At 62.6% G+C, this 17,052-nt stretch carries 14 protein-coding genes; 4 read left to right on the top strand and 10 right to left on the bottom strand.

Features of this window, described 5'->3' with window-relative positions; genetic code table 11:
* Window positions 1–2: 2 nt before the first annotated feature.
* The 8 genes from J1N60_RS13970 to J1N60_RS14005 form a co-directional block, all read right to left on the bottom strand.
* A complete protein-coding gene (locus tag J1N60_RS13970) occupies window positions 3–947 on the bottom strand; it encodes a carbohydrate ABC transporter permease (RefSeq protein ID WP_312908357.1) in 945 nt (314 codons plus the stop codon).
* 1 nt (window position 948) lies between these two features.
* Window positions 949–1,932 carry a carbohydrate ABC transporter permease gene (locus J1N60_RS13975; protein WP_312908359.1) on the bottom strand — a complete coding sequence of 328 codons (984 nt, stop codon included), beginning with the start codon at window positions 1,930–1,932 and terminating at the stop codon, window positions 949–951.
* 141 nt (window positions 1,933–2,073) lie between these two features.
* Complete coding sequence (locus J1N60_RS13980) at window positions 2,074–3,378, bottom strand: ABC transporter substrate-binding protein (protein WP_312908361.1); 1,305 nt, start codon at window positions 3,376–3,378, stop codon at window positions 2,074–2,076.
* Window positions 3,379–3,455: 77 nt separating this feature from the next.
* On the bottom strand, window positions 3,456–4,436 hold the full coding sequence (locus J1N60_RS13985; RefSeq protein WP_312908363.1) for a YeiH family protein: 981 nt from the start codon (window positions 4,434–4,436) through the stop codon (window positions 3,456–3,458).
* A gap of 344 nt (window positions 4,437–4,780) precedes the next feature.
* Window positions 4,781–6,043 carry a mandelate racemase/muconate lactonizing enzyme family protein gene (locus tag J1N60_RS13990; RefSeq protein WP_312908365.1) on the bottom strand — a complete coding sequence of 421 codons (1,263 nt, stop codon included), beginning with the start codon at window positions 6,041–6,043 and terminating at the stop codon, window positions 4,781–4,783.
* A gap of 95 nt (window positions 6,044–6,138) precedes the next feature.
* Window positions 6,139–6,348 carry a fibronectin type III-like domain-contianing protein gene (locus J1N60_RS13995; RefSeq protein ID WP_312908367.1) on the bottom strand — a complete coding sequence of 70 codons (210 nt, stop codon included), beginning with the start codon at window positions 6,346–6,348 and terminating at the stop codon, window positions 6,139–6,141.
* Window positions 6,314–7,291 (bottom strand): glycoside hydrolase family 3 C-terminal domain-containing protein, encoded by a 978-nt coding sequence (locus J1N60_RS14000; RefSeq protein WP_312912589.1) that lies wholly within the window; start codon window positions 7,289–7,291, stop codon window positions 6,314–6,316. Before J1N60_RS14000 ends, J1N60_RS13995 begins: the two co-directional genes overlap by 35 nt.
* The gene (locus J1N60_RS14005; protein WP_312908369.1) at window positions 7,200–8,387 is read right to left on the bottom strand and encodes a glycoside hydrolase family 3 protein; all 1,188 of its coding nucleotides are present in this window, start codon (window positions 8,385–8,387) and stop codon (window positions 7,200–7,202) included. Before J1N60_RS14005 ends, J1N60_RS14000 begins: the two co-directional genes overlap by 92 nt.
* Before the next feature lie 155 nt (window positions 8,388–8,542).
* On the opposite strand from J1N60_RS14005, the gene J1N60_RS14010 reads away from it, so the two are divergent.
* From J1N60_RS14010 to J1N60_RS14020, 3 genes are all read left to right on the top strand, one after another.
* On the top strand, window positions 8,543–10,882 hold the full coding sequence (locus J1N60_RS14010) for a glycoside hydrolase family 31 protein (RefSeq protein WP_312908371.1): 2,340 nt from the start codon (window positions 8,543–8,545) through the stop codon (window positions 10,880–10,882).
* Between the two features lie 98 nt (window positions 10,883–10,980).
* Window positions 10,981–12,111, top strand: coding sequence for an ABC transporter ATP-binding protein (locus J1N60_RS14015; RefSeq protein ID WP_312908373.1), 1,131 nt, complete (start codon window positions 10,981–10,983; stop codon window positions 12,109–12,111).
* Between the two features lie 54 nt (window positions 12,112–12,165).
* A complete protein-coding gene (locus tag J1N60_RS14020; protein ID WP_312908375.1) occupies window positions 12,166–12,945 on the top strand; it encodes an IclR family transcriptional regulator in 780 nt (259 codons plus the stop codon).
* A gap of 787 nt (window positions 12,946–13,732) precedes the next feature.
* Here the strand turns inward: J1N60_RS14020 and J1N60_RS14025 are convergent.
* Both J1N60_RS14025 and J1N60_RS14030 read right to left on the bottom strand, forming a co-directional pair.
* Window positions 13,733–14,533 carry an IclR family transcriptional regulator gene (locus J1N60_RS14025; protein WP_312908377.1) on the bottom strand — a complete coding sequence of 267 codons (801 nt, stop codon included), beginning with the start codon at window positions 14,531–14,533 and terminating at the stop codon, window positions 13,733–13,735.
* 219 nt (window positions 14,534–14,752) lie between these two features.
* Complete coding sequence (locus J1N60_RS14030) at window positions 14,753–15,445, bottom strand: type 1 glutamine amidotransferase (protein ID WP_312908378.1); 693 nt, start codon at window positions 15,443–15,445, stop codon at window positions 14,753–14,755.
* A 240-nt stretch (window positions 15,446–15,685) separates the two neighbouring features.
* On the opposite strand from J1N60_RS14030, the gene J1N60_RS14035 reads away from it, so the two are divergent.
* Window positions 15,686–16,936, top strand: coding sequence for a Zn-dependent hydrolase (locus J1N60_RS14035; RefSeq protein ID WP_312908380.1), 1,251 nt, complete (start codon window positions 15,686–15,688; stop codon window positions 16,934–16,936).
* The last annotated feature ends 116 nt before the right edge of the window (window positions 16,937–17,052 follow it).

A 17,052-nucleotide genomic window follows, 5' to 3' on the forward strand; every position in this document is an offset into this window, starting at 1 on the left:
GGTCAGGCCTTCCCGACGCCGGCGGTCATCCCCTCGACGATCTTCTTCTGGAAGACGAGCATGAACACCATGAGCGGCACGAGCGACATGAACACCGCCGCCGTGATCGTTCCCCAGGGGGAGTTGAACTGGCCGCCGAAGAGTGCGATCCCCACCGTGATCGTTCGTTTCGAATCCTGCGTCATGAACGTCAGGGCGAACAGGAACTCGTTCCAGGCGTAGATGAACACGATGATCGCCGTCGTCGCCATGGCGGGCATCGACACCGGGAGGATGATACGAAACAGCACGCCGACGCGCGAGAGCCCATCCATGAGGCCGGCTTCCTCGAGTGAGGCGGGAAGCTCGTTGAAGTACGCCTGGAAGATCCACACCGCGAACGGCATCTGGAAGGCCGCGTAGGGGAGGATCAGGCCCAGGTACTGGTTGAGGCCGAAGAACGGCCCGAACGCCGTTCCCTGGAGATCGATCGCCAGCTTGTACAGCGGGATGAGCCGGGAGATGAACGGGAGCAGCGCCGCGAACAGGATGATCAACAGCACCTGTAGCTTGTAGGGGAACCGGAGTCGCGAGAGCGCGTACCCGGCCATCGCGCCGAGGACGACGTCGATGAACGCCGTCGCCGACGCGACGATGGCGCTGTTGATCAGGTACCGACCGACGGGACGCTCTTGCAAGGCCGTTCGATAGTTCTCGAGCGTGAGAGGGAACTGCTGGACGAGGGTTGGTTGGCCGTCCTCGATCGCGATGGTGTAGGGGAGGAACTCCTGCGGAAAGACGAACAGCTCTGATGGCGGCTTCAGGGAACTGAGCAGGATCCAGAAGACCGGGAACATCGAGATCGACACCATAGCCAGGATGGAGCCGTAGAATCCAAGCCGCTTTCCGACATCCCAGAGGGCGACGTCTTCGAGCCTCGTCTCGCGAACTGAATCGACGATGCTCATCTCACCGCACCTCCGGTTCGTAGAGGGTGGCGACGTAGATCAGTGCGATCACCAGCGCGATCATGGTGATGACCGTCGCGGCCGCAGAGCCCAGCGCGAATCCGCCGTTGGTCGGTCCAGGATTGTTGTAGGCGGCCTGCTGGGTGTAGAGGACGAGCGTCGTCGTCGCCTCTCCGGGACCGCCGCCGGTGAGTCCGTACGGAAGCCCGAACGCCTGGAACGCGGGCAACGTCCGGAAGATCAGCGCGACCAGGATGGTGGGTTTGAGCAACGGAAGCGTGATGTCTCGGAATCGACGCCACCTCGAGGCGCCGTCCATCCGCGCCGATTCGTAGAGATGGTCGGGGATGCTCGAGAGGCCGGCGAGCATGATGAGCGCCATGAAGGAGGTCGTCTTCCAGATCGTGATACTCGTCATGGCGTACAGCGCGACATCGGGCTTCGAAAGGAACGGGTACGGCGCGCTGAGTATCCCCACCCGAACGAGAATGTCGCTGATGACGCCGTAGTCGGGATTCAACAGCCACGCCCAGATCTTCGCGTTGATGACCGTCGGAAGCGCCCAGGGGAAGAGTATCGCCGCTTGCGCGAAGTACTTGCCCTTGAAGTCGGCCTTGAGGAGCAGAGCCAATCCGAGGCCGAAGACCAGCTCGATCGGGACGCTCACGAAGGTGTAAAAGAGGCTCACACCCAGGGCGTTCCAGAAGCTCCCGTCAGAGAAGAGCTTCCGATAGTTTTCGATACCGACGAACTCGGTCGACTGGGTGGGGAGTTGAATGACGTAGCCCGTGTGCAAGCTCGCCCAGACCGTGTCCACGATTGGGTAAAACGAGACGGCGAGCAAGAAGAGCATCACCGGGGTCAACAGCGCGATCGCGAGCTCCTCTTCGGTGATCCTGAGCTCGCGGTAGCGCTCGAGGCGCCCGCGTAATCCCTCCTCACCGAATCGGGTGATATTCTGTTCTCCAGTGGTCGAGTCTGCCATTGCTTTTCGTTGTGGCTTCATAAGCCATAAATGTGTCTAATGATACCATGAGACACGCAAAACCTGGACTCTCGACTGGGCGAACGATTGCAAGCGTCTGCGAGAGGACGGCGGTTCGCGATCCGCGGTGTCAGTGGTTTCTCAGGCGTCGTTGATGTCGCTGTCGATCTGATCCTGGGCGTCGTCGAGCGCCTGCTGTGGGGATTTCTGTTCCGTGAGTGCGTTGTTACACTCTGTGTAGACGATGTTCGACCACTGTGAGTAGTTCGGAATCGCCGGGCGGGCGCTCGTCTGGTCGAGGATTTCGCTGAACCGGTCGAGGAATGCGGGCTTGTCGGCGTCGCTGTCCTCCCAGTAACCGTCCTCGTAGAGTTCCTGACGGACGGGGAGCCGGCTTCGCTCGGCGGCCAGTTGCTCCTGGGCTTCGGGAGAGCCGACGTAGTTCGCTAGCTCCTGGGCCGCGCTCTGGTTCTCGGAGAAGCTGTTGATGAACAGGCTCCACCCGCCGATACACGAGTTGGGCGCGTCCTCGTTGCCCTCGGCTTTCGGCATCGTCGTCACGGCGAAGTTGTCAGTGACCGGCGTGTCGTCCTGGAAGAGCGCGTACGCGTACGGCCAGTTGCGCATGAAGATCGTGTTCCCTTGCTGGAACGTCTGGCGGTTACCGTCGGTCCCGCTCGAGGGGATCGATTCGGGCGTAATCTCGTACTCGTAGATGAGGTCGACGGCGTGTTGCAACGCCTCGACGCCTTCCTCCGAGTTGACGACGAGGTTTCCGTCGTCACCCTGGACCGAGCCACCCATGCCCCAGAGCCAGTTGAGCCACATGATCGTCAACCCCTCGTTGGCACCGCCCTGCCAGATGTAGCCGTTGAGGTCCTCGTCGGACTGGTCCATAATGTCCTGAGCCATGTCGACGAGTTCCATGTACGTGGACGGCGGTTCGTCGTATCCGGCCTCCTCGAGTAGGTCGGTTCGATAGTAGAGCCCGTTCGCGTCCGTGAACATGGGCATGCCGTACAGCGAGTCGTCGATGGTGACCGTCTCGACCGGCGTCTCGAGCATCTCGTCGGTGAGCCCGTCCGGGTCGTCGACTTCCGCGGCCCAGCCCGCGTCGACGAACTCCGCCGGCCAGACGACGTCCATCATCCCGACGTCGAACTCCGAAGACTGGGCGGCGAACTGGTTGACGTAGTACTCGCGACTCGAGCTCGATTCCGCGGGCGTCGCCTGAACCTCGAGGGTCGCGTCGGACTGGCTATCGTAGGCCTCCTTGAAGTCGTTCGCGGAGGGTTCGAACGAGGCGATGTGAACGAAGTTTATCGATCCGCCTCCATCTTCCTCCCCGCCACCACCACCGAGACAGCCAGCTACGAACGCGCTACCGCCTGCAGCAGCCCCTTTGATAATCTGACGTCGTCTGATAGCACTGTCTTCCCATGCCATGTTAACGTCATACAGTCATGTTAACTATATACTTTTTCATTAAAGGCTTGATACGAGTGGATACGAGTGCGGCGTCCTCACAGTAGCGTCACGACGGCGAGATACGCGAGCCCCGTGACCGTCACGAACTGGGCGAGGACGACCGCGACCGGTCGGAGCCCGGTCGTTCGGAACTGGCGCGGGTTCAGGTCGATTCCGAGGCCGACGAACGCGAGCGTGAACAACCAGTCGCCGACGAGCGAAACGGACGTACGTGCGGACTCGTCCAGTACGTTCAGATTCGCTAGCATCGCGACGAGAACGAACCCGATAAGGAATTTCGGAAACCGGGACCACACCTGCGAGACGTTCGTTCGCTTGGCGTCGGCGACGTGATATACCGTGTACGCGACCGCCAGAACGCCGATGAACGTATTTCGGATCAGTTTCGTGACCGTCGCCCACTGGCCGGCGGTCTCGGACATCGAGAAGCCGACGGCCGCGGCCGGCCCGGTGCTGAAGAGACTCAACCCCGCCCACACGCCGAAGAGGCGATCCGGGACGCCCAGCAGGGAGCCGACGATTGGGAACGCGACGAGCGTAACCGCGTCGAAGAGGAGGATCGTACCGGCAGCGTACGTGATCGCGCTTTCGTCGCTGTCGATGCTGCTCCCGACGGCCACGACCGCCGAGACACCACAGACGCTCCCGCCGGCCGCCAGCAGCGGGCGCAACTCCCGTCCAATACCAAGCAGGCGGCCGATTACTTCCGTAAACCCGACGCCCACTGCGATGACCGCGACGGCAAGAACGACGATGACTGGCCCGGTCGCGACCAACTGATCGACGGCGAGACTCGCCCCGAGTAGCACGATTCCGGTCTCCAGCAGCAATTTATATCGACCGACGCCGGGTTCGGCCCACGAAGGTACGCCGACGAAAACCGCCACGAGGACGCCGAGGACGATGGCCACGACGAGCGGGTTGACCACCGTCGCGCCGCCGATGATCCTGGCGAGGATACCGAGCACTGCCAGGACGACGAGCCCCGGAAGAACGCGATTCCCGACGGGCGACATCAGGGCAGACCCACTGCAAAAACGAGCGAGATTCCGAGTCCGATTACCGTCGCCTGCCATCCCCGATCACCAGAGACGAGCTGGCGAAAAAGTCGACAGATATCCCCGGTGGTACGAGCTATCGGCAATTTACTCATGCGCTGCCTGATCTTGTGCTCAGCGGACACATAAATCTACCTTCTCGAGGCGATGGCTCGAGGGATCACTGGTGGCGAAAACCGGACGAGGACGTGGGGCTCTGATGCGATAGTGCCGGCAAAAAGTCGGGTTCCAGGATTCGGGCCCGGCTCGGAAACGAACAGGAGTGCGAAAGCGCTCGAGTTGAGCCAGACAGTGAGGGCGACTCAGACGATCAGTTCGGACCCGTCAGCCAGGTACTCCCGACAGAGGTCGCGGTTCAACCGAACGCCAAGGCCGGGGCCCTCGGGGAGGTCGATGTAGCCGTCCTCGAGAATCGGACCGCTCCCCTCGACGCGTTCGACCATGTCGTTCCACCAGGGGACGTCGCGGGAGTGGTACTCCATCATCAGAAAGTTCGGAATGGACGCCGACGCGTGCGCTCCGGCGACGGTCCCGAGCGGGCTCGAGATGTTGTGGGAGGCCACGGGAACCCCGTAGAGGTCACAGATCATGGCGATCTTTCGGTACTCCCCGAGCCCGCCGCACTTGTTCACGTCCGGAGCAGCAATGTCGAAGACCCCGTCCCGGGCGGCCTTGTTGAACTGGTGAGGCTTCACGAGATTCTCACCGGTGAGCACCGGCAGATCCAGCGCCTGAGTGACCCGCTTCTGGGCCTCGAACTTCTCCGGCGGTACCGGGTCCTCGAGGAATGCCAGGTCGAATCGCTCGAGTTTCTTACCCAGGCGGATGGCGGTCTCGACGGTGAAGTTCCAGTGGAGATCCATCCCGAGGTCGATGTCGTAGCCGATCTCGTCGCGAACCGCCTCGACGAGTCGCACCTTGTGCTCGATGGCCGCATTGTCCATTCGACGGTTCGCCTCGTCGTAGGCAGCGTGCGTCGGCACGTCGAGATCGAGTTTCAGCGCGTCGAAGCCCTCGTCGACGACCTCGCGGGCCGCGCGGGCGTACGATTCCGGCGTGTAGACGTCCGTCGGATCGTAGGCGACGGCCTCGCCGAGGGACTCGCCGCCGTGGGTGTCGCAGTAGATCTTGATCTCGTCGCGGTACTTCCCACCGAGCAGTTCGTACACCGGAACGTCAAGCACCTTCCCCTTGATGTCGTAGCAGGCGGTTTCGATTGCGGTAAACGCCGCCTGACCGATGCGGCCGGTCGCGGTGTATCGCTGCTCGAGAAGTTCGACGATTCGATCGGTGTCGAGGGGATTCTCGCCCTCGAGGTCGATCGACATTCGCTCGGTCATGTCCAGCGCGGCCTCCGCCCGGAACGTCTCGCCGAGCCCGTAGACCCCCGAATCGGTCTCGACCTTGACGATCCCCCAGGTAAAGTTTCCGGCGATGGCCATCGTCTTCACGTCCGTGATCTCGATGTCCCGATCCGCGGGTCGGTGTGACTCCTGCATGCCCATGTCCCGCCAGGGGACGCCGCCGCCCTGTGGGATACGGTAGTCTGGTTCGTCCTCGTGCATCGTCTAACCGATGTTCGAAGCTTCGAATAAACCTTGTGGTGTGTAGGTACGGGTCTCGATCGGACGACCGACGACGGAGAGCAATTAGCGCCGGCCTAGCGATTCCCCATCGAATCCATCACGGCGACCGGCGACGACGGCGGCGACCGCTCGCCCGTCACCGTCACGGTCTCACGGAGCCGGATATCGGCCGACGATTGCCCGACTTGCACCTCGAACGATCCCGGTTCGACGACCCACTCGGCGTCCCGATCGAGAAGCGTGAGCGCGTCAGTCGGGAGCGAAAACGAGACCCGTCGACGCACGCCTGGCGGGAGCAAGAGGCGCCGGAACCCGCGGAGTTCCCCGAACTGGGCGCGTCACGCTAACTTCGCGGTCGCGCACGTAGAGTTGCACCACCTCGACGCCCGAGCGGTCGGCAGCGTTCGTCACGTCCAGCGAGAGGTCGATTGCCCCGCCGATCGGTACCGACGCCGATTCTACCTCGAGATTCGCATACTCGAAGGCCGCGTAACTCTCGCCGTGGCCGAACGGGAACCACGGGTCCGCGGGTTCGTCGACGTAGCCCTGTTTCGCCGAAAGGGGTGTCCGGCGGTAGTGAACCGGAAGCTGTCCGGCCGATCGCGGGATCGATACGGGGAGGCGTCCGGTCGCGTCAACGACGCCGAACAACACGTCCGCAATCGCGAGTCCACCGGCCTGGCCGGGAAGCCACGCCTCGAGAACGGCCGCGGGCGAGTCGAGAGATGCCAGCGAGAGGGGACGTCCGTTGACGAGCACGACGACGAGCGGCGTCCCGGTTTCGGCGACCGCTTCGAGTAATCCCTGCTGCCGCCCGGGCAACGATAGCGACGTCCGGTCAAGGCCTTCCCCCGCGGTACCGGTCGCGTCCCGTTCCACGTCGATCCCGGATCGGCCCCCGACGCAGGCCACGACGACGTCGGCGTTCCTGGCAGCGGCCGTCGCGGCATCGAAGTCGCGCGACTCGCCGTCGGTCGCATCGTCCTCGACGCGAACCGCACACCCGCGCTCGTACCGAACAGATCGCGTTTGTAGGCGATCACGAATGGCCTCGAGCGGCGTGACCACGTCGAGGGCGCTCTCGTCCGATTCCGCAGCCGCGTAGGTGTAGTTGCCGAGCAGGTGTCGGGGACTGTCAGCGTTCGGTCCGATGACTGCGATGGTCGCGTCCGCCGAGAGCGGCAGGACGCCGTCGTTCTCGAGCAGCTCGTCGAGCGAGGCGACGATGCTCCTCGCTGTCGAAGGCCTCCCCGGCTCGGTCCGGGTCGGGGGCCGCCGACTCGAAGAGGCCGAGTCGAGACTTCTGCTCGAGGTGGCGACGGGCGGCTCGGTCGACGAGCGCCTCGCGGACCTCCCCGTCGCGAACCGCCTCGAGAAGAGCGGAACCATAGCATTCGCGTTCCGGGAGTTCGACGTCGGTACCGGCGCGTAACGCAGTCTTCCCAGCTGTCGCACGGTCGGGGACGACGCGGTGATCGTCACAGAGCAGTTCGATCCCGCGGCCGTCGGAGACGACCGTGCCGTCGAATCCCCACTCGTCCCGGAGGACGTCGGTGAGGAGCCGTTCGTCGGCGTGACAGGGGACGCCTTCGACGGCGTGGTAGGCCGCCATGACCGATTCGACGCCACCCCGTTCGACAGCGACATGGAACGGTCGGAGGTCGTTCGCCTCGAGCGTTCGAAACGAGCAGGAGGCGGGAGCGCGGTTTCGGCCGCCTTCGGGCCGTCCATGGCCGGCGAAGTGCTTTGCGGTCGCCACGACCGGCTCTCCGCTCCCGCCCTGGAACCCTTCGATGGCGACGAGCCCCATTTGGGCGACGAGTGCAGGATCCTCGCCGTAGGTCTCCTCGATTCGTCCCCACCGGGGATCCAGCCCCAGGTCGAGAACCGGCGCGAGCGTTGCCCGACAACCGATCGCGCGAAGTTGGCTCGAGATCCCGTCTGCTACGCGTCCGACGAGTTCGGGATTCCAGGTGCTGGCCATCCCGATGCTCTGCGGAAAGGCGGTTCCCCCTCGCCCGGCGTACCCATAGAGGGCTTCCTCGCGGAAAATAGCGGGAATACCGGGTCGCGTCTTGGCCTCGAGAAACGACTGGACGTCGCGCACGACGCGAGCGAGCGCCGCGGGCTCGAGGCGGCTCTCTCGGCCGACGCGCGTGACGCGACCGATGCCGTGGGGAATCTCCTCGAGGGCGCGTTCCCGGGAGAACGACCCGTCCTCGAGGAGCGATCCGATCCGTACCGTGCCGAGCTGGGCGACCTTCTCCTCGAGGGAGAGCGTCTCAAGCAGTGCGGCGACCTGCTCCGTGTTGGACTCTTGCATGGAACGTCGATGGAGGGCGCTTCGCGGAACGGGCGTAAATAGTTCCGGGCGAGGGGCCTGTCGAACGGGTGTGGAGAGGAGGACCGAACAGCGACGTTTCGACGAAGCTCGACGGGGTACATTTATTAGCCAGAGCCACACCACTCCAGGTATCGATGCAACGCGAGCGACTGACGGTTTCGGCGGTCGAGTCGTACGATCTCGAGGATGACACGGTTCGGTTCGAGTGCGCGGTCGACGGTCCCCCGGACGCCACCGAGCGGACCTGGCCCGTGACGCTTCAGTTCTACGACGATCGGACGTTCCGGTTCGAACTCGAGACGAATCCCGAGGTCCGTGCCGAACGCACGTACCCGGAGTACGACGAGTCGGCGCTGGGGTCGTCGGTCGACGTCGAAGCGACGGAACGGGACGGGTCCCTGCATCTCGAGACTGGTGTTCTCACCGTCGTCGTCGGCCTTGACGAGTGGAGTTTTCGGATAGAGGATGAGGACGGCACGGTCTTCGAGGAACAGCGCGAGGATCTCGACGTCTTCGGTGAGGACCGCGTCGCCCCCCTCGGCGGCGTACAGGAGAAAATCAATCACAATCCCCGTCGAATGGCCGAAACGGGAACCGGATTCCGTCTTCGCCCCGACGAGAAGTTCTACGGCGTCGGCGAGCAGTTCGTCGAGTTCGACCGCCGCGGCCGGACGATCGAGGCCTGGCACGAGGAACCACTCGGAACCGAGACTCAGCGGGCGTACAAGAACATCCCGTTTCACCTCTCGACCGAGGGCTACGGCTTCCTCGTCGATACGACCGCCAGAGTCACCTACGACTTCGGCACGGAATCGACCGCCAGCGGGACGGTCACCGTCGATGACGATCGGTTCGCGTTCGTCTTCTTCTACGGCCCGACGCTGAAGGAGATCGTTCGCCAGTACACCGCGTTCACCGGCCGACCCGAACGGCCGCCGAAGTGGAGTTTCGGGACGTGGATGTCACGCCTCGGCTACGAATCGCGGGACGAACTCGAGGCCATCGCTGACCGGCTTCGCGAGGAGGAGATTCCCTGTGACGTCCTCCACTTGGACCCGTTCTGGATGCCCCCCAGCGAGTCCTGCACGCTCGAGTGGGACACCGATCAGTTCCCCGAGCCGGAAGGGATGATGGCGGAACTGCGCGAGCGGAACTTCCGGCTCTCCCTCTGGGAACACCCTCACGTCCCGGTGGGGACGGACGCGTTCCTCGAAGGGGCCGAGAATGGGTACTTCGTCACCGACGGCTCTGGCAAGCCGTACGTGATGGATCACACCTGCCAAGGGGACTATCGCGGGTCGCTGGTCGACTTCACGAACCCCGACGCCGTCGAGTGGTGGAAGGACAAACACCGACGGCTGCTCGAGATGGGCGTGACCGTCTTCAAGACGGACTACGGCGAGTACGTCCCCGAAGACGCCGTCTTCGCCAACGGGAAGAGCGGTCGACTGATGCACAACCTCTACCCCTATCTCTACAACCGCGCGGTATACGAGACGGTCGGCGAGGTCAACGGCGACGAGGAGGCCCTCGTCTGGGGGCGAGCGGCCTGGACGGGGAGCCAGAAATTCCCGATGCACTGGGGCGGCGACCCCCAGACGTCCTGGAACGGGATGGCCGCGGCGCTTCGAGGCGGGTTGTCAGCCTCCCTCTCGGGAATCGCGTTCTGGAGTCACGACATCGGCGGCTTCCGCGGAACCCCGAGCGACAACCTGTACGTCCGGTGGGCCCAGTTCGGCCTGCTCTCGAGCAACAGCCGGTGTCACGGCACAACGCCCCGCGAGCCCTGGGCCTTCGGTGAGGAGGCGCTCGACATCTTCCGGACGTACGCCCGGCTCCGGTACCGGCTGCTCCCGTACCTGTACACCTACGCCGAAATCGCCGCCCGGACGGGGCTGCCGGAGGTTCGTCCGCTGGTGCTCGAGTACCAGGACGACCCGCGAACGCATCGGCTGGATACGGAGTACCTCGTCGGCGAGGACCTGCTCGTCGCGCCGGTCTTCGAATCCGAGACGACCCGTGACGTCTACCTTCCGCGAGGCGAGTGGCGTCACCTCTGGGACGGCGAGCGGTACGATGGCGAGCAAACCGTCGCCATCGACGCGCCACTCGAGATAATGCCGATCTTCGTTCGTGCAGGGAGCGTCCTTCCGCAACGAGAGCCAACGCCGTACGTCGAACCGGGAACGCCGGACGAACTCTCCTTCCGGGTTACTCTCAAGGACGGCGCGGCGAGTGGGCGGTACTACGACGAGAGCGCGGACGAGCTCGTGACGATTTCAGGCGAAGTTCGCGACGGATCCCTCTCCCTTAAGGTGCCCCCACTCTCGGCGGACCAGGTGACGGTCGAGATCGTCGATACGCCCGCAGTTTCGGATGTCGTCGTCGACGGGGAATCGCTCTCTCGTACCGACGGCGATCCGGCTCCGGGCGAATGGGTGGACGCGAACGGGTCGCTGATTGCCATGTTGTAAGGGCGAACGACGACGCTCGACGTCACGGACCATCAACCTCCACCGAGGAAAGAAGTTTAATACCATGCCCAGAAACTCTATAGTCACGACTGAGGATCATGGGCAAACTCGAATTACGCGACTTGACGAAGGTATTCGACGGAGGCGGTAACGACATCGTCGCCGTCGACGAATTGAACGTCACGATCGAAGACGGCGACTTTCTGGTCCTCGTGGGACCCTCCGGCTGTGGGAAGTCGACGACGCTCCGATGCATCGCCGGCCTGGAGCGGGCGACCAGCGGCGAGATACGGCTCGACGGCCGGAACATCACTGACGCCAAACCGAAGGATCGGGACATGGCGATGGTGTTCCAGAACTACGCACTGTATCCCCACATGACGGTCCGGAAAAACATCGGGTACGGACTGAAGATCACGACGGACCTCTCGAGCGACGAAATCGACAAACGCGTGGAATCGACGGCCAAACTCCTCGAAATTAGCGACCTCCTCGATCAGAAGCCAAAGGAGCTCTCTGGCGGCCAGCAACAGCGCGTGGCGCTGGGACGGGCAATCATCCGTGAACCTGAAGTATTCTTGATGGACGAGCCGCTGTCGAACCTCGACGCCAAGCTTCGAACGCAAATGCGGACGGAGATCCAGCAACTCCAGCAGAACATGGACGTCACCACGATCTACGTCACGCACGACCAGACCGAGGCGATGACCATGGGCGACAAAATCGCCATCCTCAACGGCGGGAAACTGCAACAGATCGGTACGCCGCTCGAGTGTTACCACAAACCCGACAACCAGTTCGTCGCCGGGTTCATCGGTTCGCCGTCGATGAACTTTCTCGACGTAACCCGTGACGGGGATCGATTGATCAACGACGCGTTCGAGTACGAACTGTCCGAAGAGACAGTATCGTTGCTCGAAGAAGCGGCCGACCAGCTGACCCTCGGCATTCGACCCGAACACATCGAACTGACCGATGGAAGCGAACCGAACGCGATCGTGACCCAGGTAGACGTCGTCGAACCGATGGGGGAAGTGACCTATGCCTACATCGAACTTGGAGATCAGATTTACACGCTTAGCGTCGATGGCGAGACGCGTATCGGTGCGGGAGACGACATCGCCGTAGTGTTTCCGGAGGAGAAGATTCACCTCTTCGACGACCGGTCGGGGGTATCGATCAAGAATAGTACGACGGCGGACCACGTCGAACCGGCCCAGCATCTCTAGCGTTCGTTTGGTCCTTGCAAACAGTTAAGGTGGTTCTCCAGCGTATAGCTAACTATGAGCGAGCAATCGACGCCAACGAAAGGGGGACGCCGGATACAGGCGGTGGAAACCACGTGTGAACTGCTCGATGCACTTCGTGAACGAGGCGGTTCGGGCGTCTCCGAACTCGCTCGAGAGACCGGCTACTCCAAGGCGACCGTTCACTCCCATCTGGCGACGCTCCTGGATAACGAGTTCGTGGTCAAACGCGGAAACGGCTACGAAATCAGCCTCAAATTCGTCGATTTCGGCGAGTTCGCGAAGAACGGCGTTGCGATTCACGAGATCGCCAGACAGGAGGTCGATAAACTGGCCGAACAGACCGGTGAAGTAGCGCAGTTCATGGTCGAAGAGCACGGCCGTGGCGTCTACCTCCACAAGGCCCGCGGAGCGAACGCTATTCGAACCGCCTCCTACACCGGTGAACGAAAGGATCTTCACTGCACCGCACTGGGGAAGGCGATTCTCGCCCAACTCCCGCGAGACCGCGTCGAGGAGATTATCGAGGAGCACGGTTTGCCCGCACACACCGAGAACACGGTGTCGACGCGGGAAGCGCTGTTCGACCAACTCGAGAGGATCCGTCAGGAGAATGTGGCCTATGACGACGAGGAGGTCCTCTCCGGTCTCCGATGCGTTGCGGCGCCGATCGTGTACAAGAACGGAGACATACAGGGTGCGATCAGCATTTCGGGGCCGACCAGTCGGTTCAAACGGGATCGCTTTCGCGAGGAGTTGCCGGAAATCGTCCGAAGTGCGGCGAACGTAATCGAAGTGAACTCGACGCAGGTGTGATTCGCTCCTCGCAAACGACCTCCTTGCCGCCTGCTCCCCTCAAGTGGTAGTAATCCCGAATACGACGCCTTTCACTGCTATTCTGGATCGGTGATGAAAAAGTGTTGAACATCATATTGGATACAGATCGTTTGCAGTGGACAAACAGGTTTCCGGGACGCGCAAACAGCCGTGTTCTGGCACCTTGTGTTACACACATAAGCTCGTAATACTGGTGTCGCGTCTTCGTGCCGCTTCGTCGAAATCTGATCTGTACCGGCGGAAGCGACCCCTTTCGAACGTGTACTATAGTAGTGATAATCCATTATGGGTGCGTTTGACCTCGCGTTCACGGCCAGATACACGGATAGTTTTCGAGGACTTCACTTCAACATACGTTTAGTACCGATTCTACTCTACCCGAGCCTTCGCGGTTCGTTTCCCTTGAGACACCAACCCATCGTGGATGGAACGTACCCGGTCGTACGCAGTCGTACACGGATCTCGTTTCTTATATTTTCATTCGCCAAATTGAAGGTATCACTCCCAGTTTCGTGTTACAGAGCGTTATAGCGTACAGTTCAAAGCGGACAGGTTCCAGAATATATCTAATTCTAGTATGTGGTCGCTTCTCGCATATCGAAGGCATACTCGATGCCCGGCATTGACTGCCCCTGCGGTCATCAGAGACTGACGAACGGACGATGGCGGCCCGTCACACCTGAATCCGAAGGTGTTCGTGAAATGCGAACAACAAACCCTCTGGGCGAGGCATTACACGAATAAGCACGTAACGGCCGTAGCTCGCTCACAGAGTTTCGCTGGCAGTGGACATGTTGATACTCGCTTCGGTCACGTTCGCGCTCTCCATGACCATGTGGGGTAATTCGTCGTGGTAGTACTCGCCGTTGAGTCGACTGGTCGGGCCCGACACGCTGATCGCCCCGAGCACCTCGCCGTTCGCGCTTCGGATTGGGGCACCGACAGCACGAATGCCCTTGATCTCCTCCTCGTCGTTGACCGCGTATCCGCGTTGGCGTATCGACTCGAGCTCCGCGAGCAACGCGTCCAGGTCGGTGATGGTGTGTTCTGTCTTCCGGACTAGCCCGTAGCTGTCGACGATCGATCGAACCCGAGTCTCGGGGAGGTGTGCGAGAACGGCCTTCCCGGTCGACGTGAAGTGGAGAAAGTCCGGTTTCTGTTCCTTCGCCGTGTGGTAGTCGTCGCCAACGGCGTTCTCCCCCGGGACTTTATAGATGTTTCGCTCGAGGCCGTGCTGTTCGCACATCAGGTGGGCGTACTCGCCGCTCCGCTCGGCGAGGCGGTCGACCGTCGACTTGCCGTGCTCGAAGAGGACGTGCCGATGGCGAACCGATTTGCCGAGATAGAGGAACTCGAGGCTGAGGTGGTAGGTGTCGCCGCGTTTGACCACCAGCCGTTTCTCCCGAAGCGTGTTGAGGTAGGAGTGGGCCGAACTCTTCGAGAGGTCGAGCGCCGTCGCCAGTTCGGTCACCCCGACGCCGTCGCGTTTCTCGAGCGTTTCGATCACGTCACAGGCTCGAGCGACGGTCTCGAGGGTCCGGGCGGAACCGGTTTCGTGGTCGTTCATATGTGTCACTCGTGAGCACACCTCAAAACTGTTCGCATTTGGCGAACCGCTGGTAGCGTTAGCCGGTGGTCGGCTCAATCCGGAGAACTGCTCGGGTGCACACGCTTGCGATGACCCTCCCAGCAATCGAACGAACGCCGGCGTTCTCATTTCGAAGGGAGTAACAATCGAAGTCGACCCGACGATATCGATGGTTCAGCCGGCAACGTCGGCGACGACTCAGTCCACGACGTACTGCTCGAGGAAGCGCGTGTAGAGTCGTCTGGACTCCTGTGCCTTCGCGTACCGGTCGGGCGTGGCCGAGCGCGAGAGGTGCTGGCGACACCGGTCCGAAGCCAGCCGGTCGCGGAGGATGATCTCGACCATGGACCGATCGAATTCGGGGTGGAACTGAATGCCGAGAGCGGGCACCCTGGTCGATTCGAACGCCTGTACGCCAGTTCGATTCGTCGCGAGGACTCGCGCGTCCAGTGGCGGTTCCCGAACGTGGTCGCGGTGCCAGCAAAACGACGTGATGGTGCGGTCGAAACCGGCGAACAGGTCGTGGTTCGATCCCGCTTCGGTCAGGTCGATGTCCTCGAATCCGGCCGAACGCTCCGGGAGCGTCTCGATCGTGCCGCCGAGCACCGACGTAACGACTTGGTGGCCGAAACACACGCCGAGGATCGGAATCGCTTCGGCGATGGCGGCGCGGGTCGCGTCCTCGAGGTGGACGAGGAACGGGGGCCGTCGGTTGATGCGCGCGTGAGAGCCGGTGACGATCACCGCATCGGCATTGACTACTGAGTGCAACTGATCGCGTCGGGGGTCGAGGACGCGAAACTCGACGTCCGGGAATCGATCGGTAACGATGCGCTGGATCGCCGTTGCGTAGTCGAACCGGTTGGGGGGTTGAATGCACGCGAGTCTCATGGTGGGCGTTCGTGGTCGTCTCGACCTCGACCCGCGACGGCCGGTGACAGTCCACTCCCGTGGATGCCGTCTGGGTTCGGATTCACGGCTCAATCGATGGCCGAGGCCTCGAGTGTACGCAACGCTCTAACGGAACGTCCCATAACTGTTCGGGTGCCGTCGAACGCGGACGGCTCGATACCGTGGGTGCTGTCAAACGCAAACACTTAACACAGCAGGCTTCGCATCGGTCAGGTGTACATGATGGTCTCCGAGGAGAGGCTTCGGGCCGACATCGAAGCGAACGCCCGGTTCGGCGCGTTAGCGGACGTCGACGGCCGCGGGCGAACGGTACTGACGGGAACGGAAGCGAACGAACTGGCGCGCGATCGGTTCGTCGACCGACTCGAGGACGCAGGTCTCGAGGTACGAATCGACGCCGTCGGCAACGTCGTCGGCCGGTGGGACCCGCCCGAAGCCGATTCGACGGCGGCCCCTGTCGCGTCGGGAAGCCACCTGGACTCGGTGCCGGTCGGCGGCATCTTCGATGGCCCACTCGGCGTCTACGCGGCGCTCGAGGCCGTCCGGGCGATCCGGGAGTCAGACCAATCCCTCGACCGGCCGATCGACGTGGTGTGCTTCTCCGAGGAGGAAGGACAGCGATTTGGCAACGGATTGCTCGGTTCGTCGGTCGCGACGGGCCGGACGACCGTCGACGAGGCGCTCGCCTTCGAGGACGATTCGGGGACGGTGCTCGAGGACGCTCTCGAGCACATTGGCTATCGCGGCTCGGGACGCCTCAACGCTGCCGCGTGGGACGCCTGGCTCGAACTGCACGTTGAACAGGGGACGAAACTCGAGCGGGCGGGAGCGTCGGCGGGCGTCGTCACGTCGATCACGGGAATCACCCACTGTTACGTCGACGTCGCCGGCGAAGCCGACCACGCGGGATCGACGCCGATGGACGACCGGAGCGACGCCCTCGCCGCCGCGAGCGAAATCGTCCTCGACGTCGAGGACGCAGCCAATCGAATCGTCGCCGACCACTCGGCGTCCGCGGTCGGCACCGTCGGAAAGGCGTCAGTCTCGCCGAACGCGACGAACGTCATTCCGGGGTCGGTCCGGCTGGGGGTCGACGTCCGGGACGTCGAACCCGAATCGATGGAGTCACTCGTCGAGGCGCTCGAGGAGAGTGCGCGGCGGGTCGAGGCCGAGCGCGTCGTCGACGTAACGGTGACCCGACCGTACGACATCCCGCCGGAACCGATGGCTCCCCGGTGTCGTGACGCGATGCTCGAGGCGGGCGCGGCGTCCGGCGTCGAGACCCTCCGGATGCACTCCGGCGCGGCTCACGACACGATGAACGTCGCGCGGGTAACCGATGCGGGACTGTTGTTCGCCCCGTCTCGAGATGGGCTCTCCCACAACCCCCAGGAGTGGACCGAATGGACGGATTGTGCCAGGGCGACGGCCGTCCTCGCGGAGGCGATTGCTCGACTGGCCGATTCTTGAACGAATCGGAGACCATCTCGGCGAGCGAATTTCGCGTCTCGAGTGGCTGAGACACCCGTCTTCAGTATTCGAACGAAATAATGCGTACATTTATATGTGATGAGTGTGGTACTCAC

It is taken from the genome of Natronosalvus caseinilyticus (assembly GCF_017357105.1).
GTDB lineage: Archaea > Halobacteriota > Halobacteria > Halobacteriales > Natrialbaceae > Natronosalvus > Natronosalvus caseinilyticus.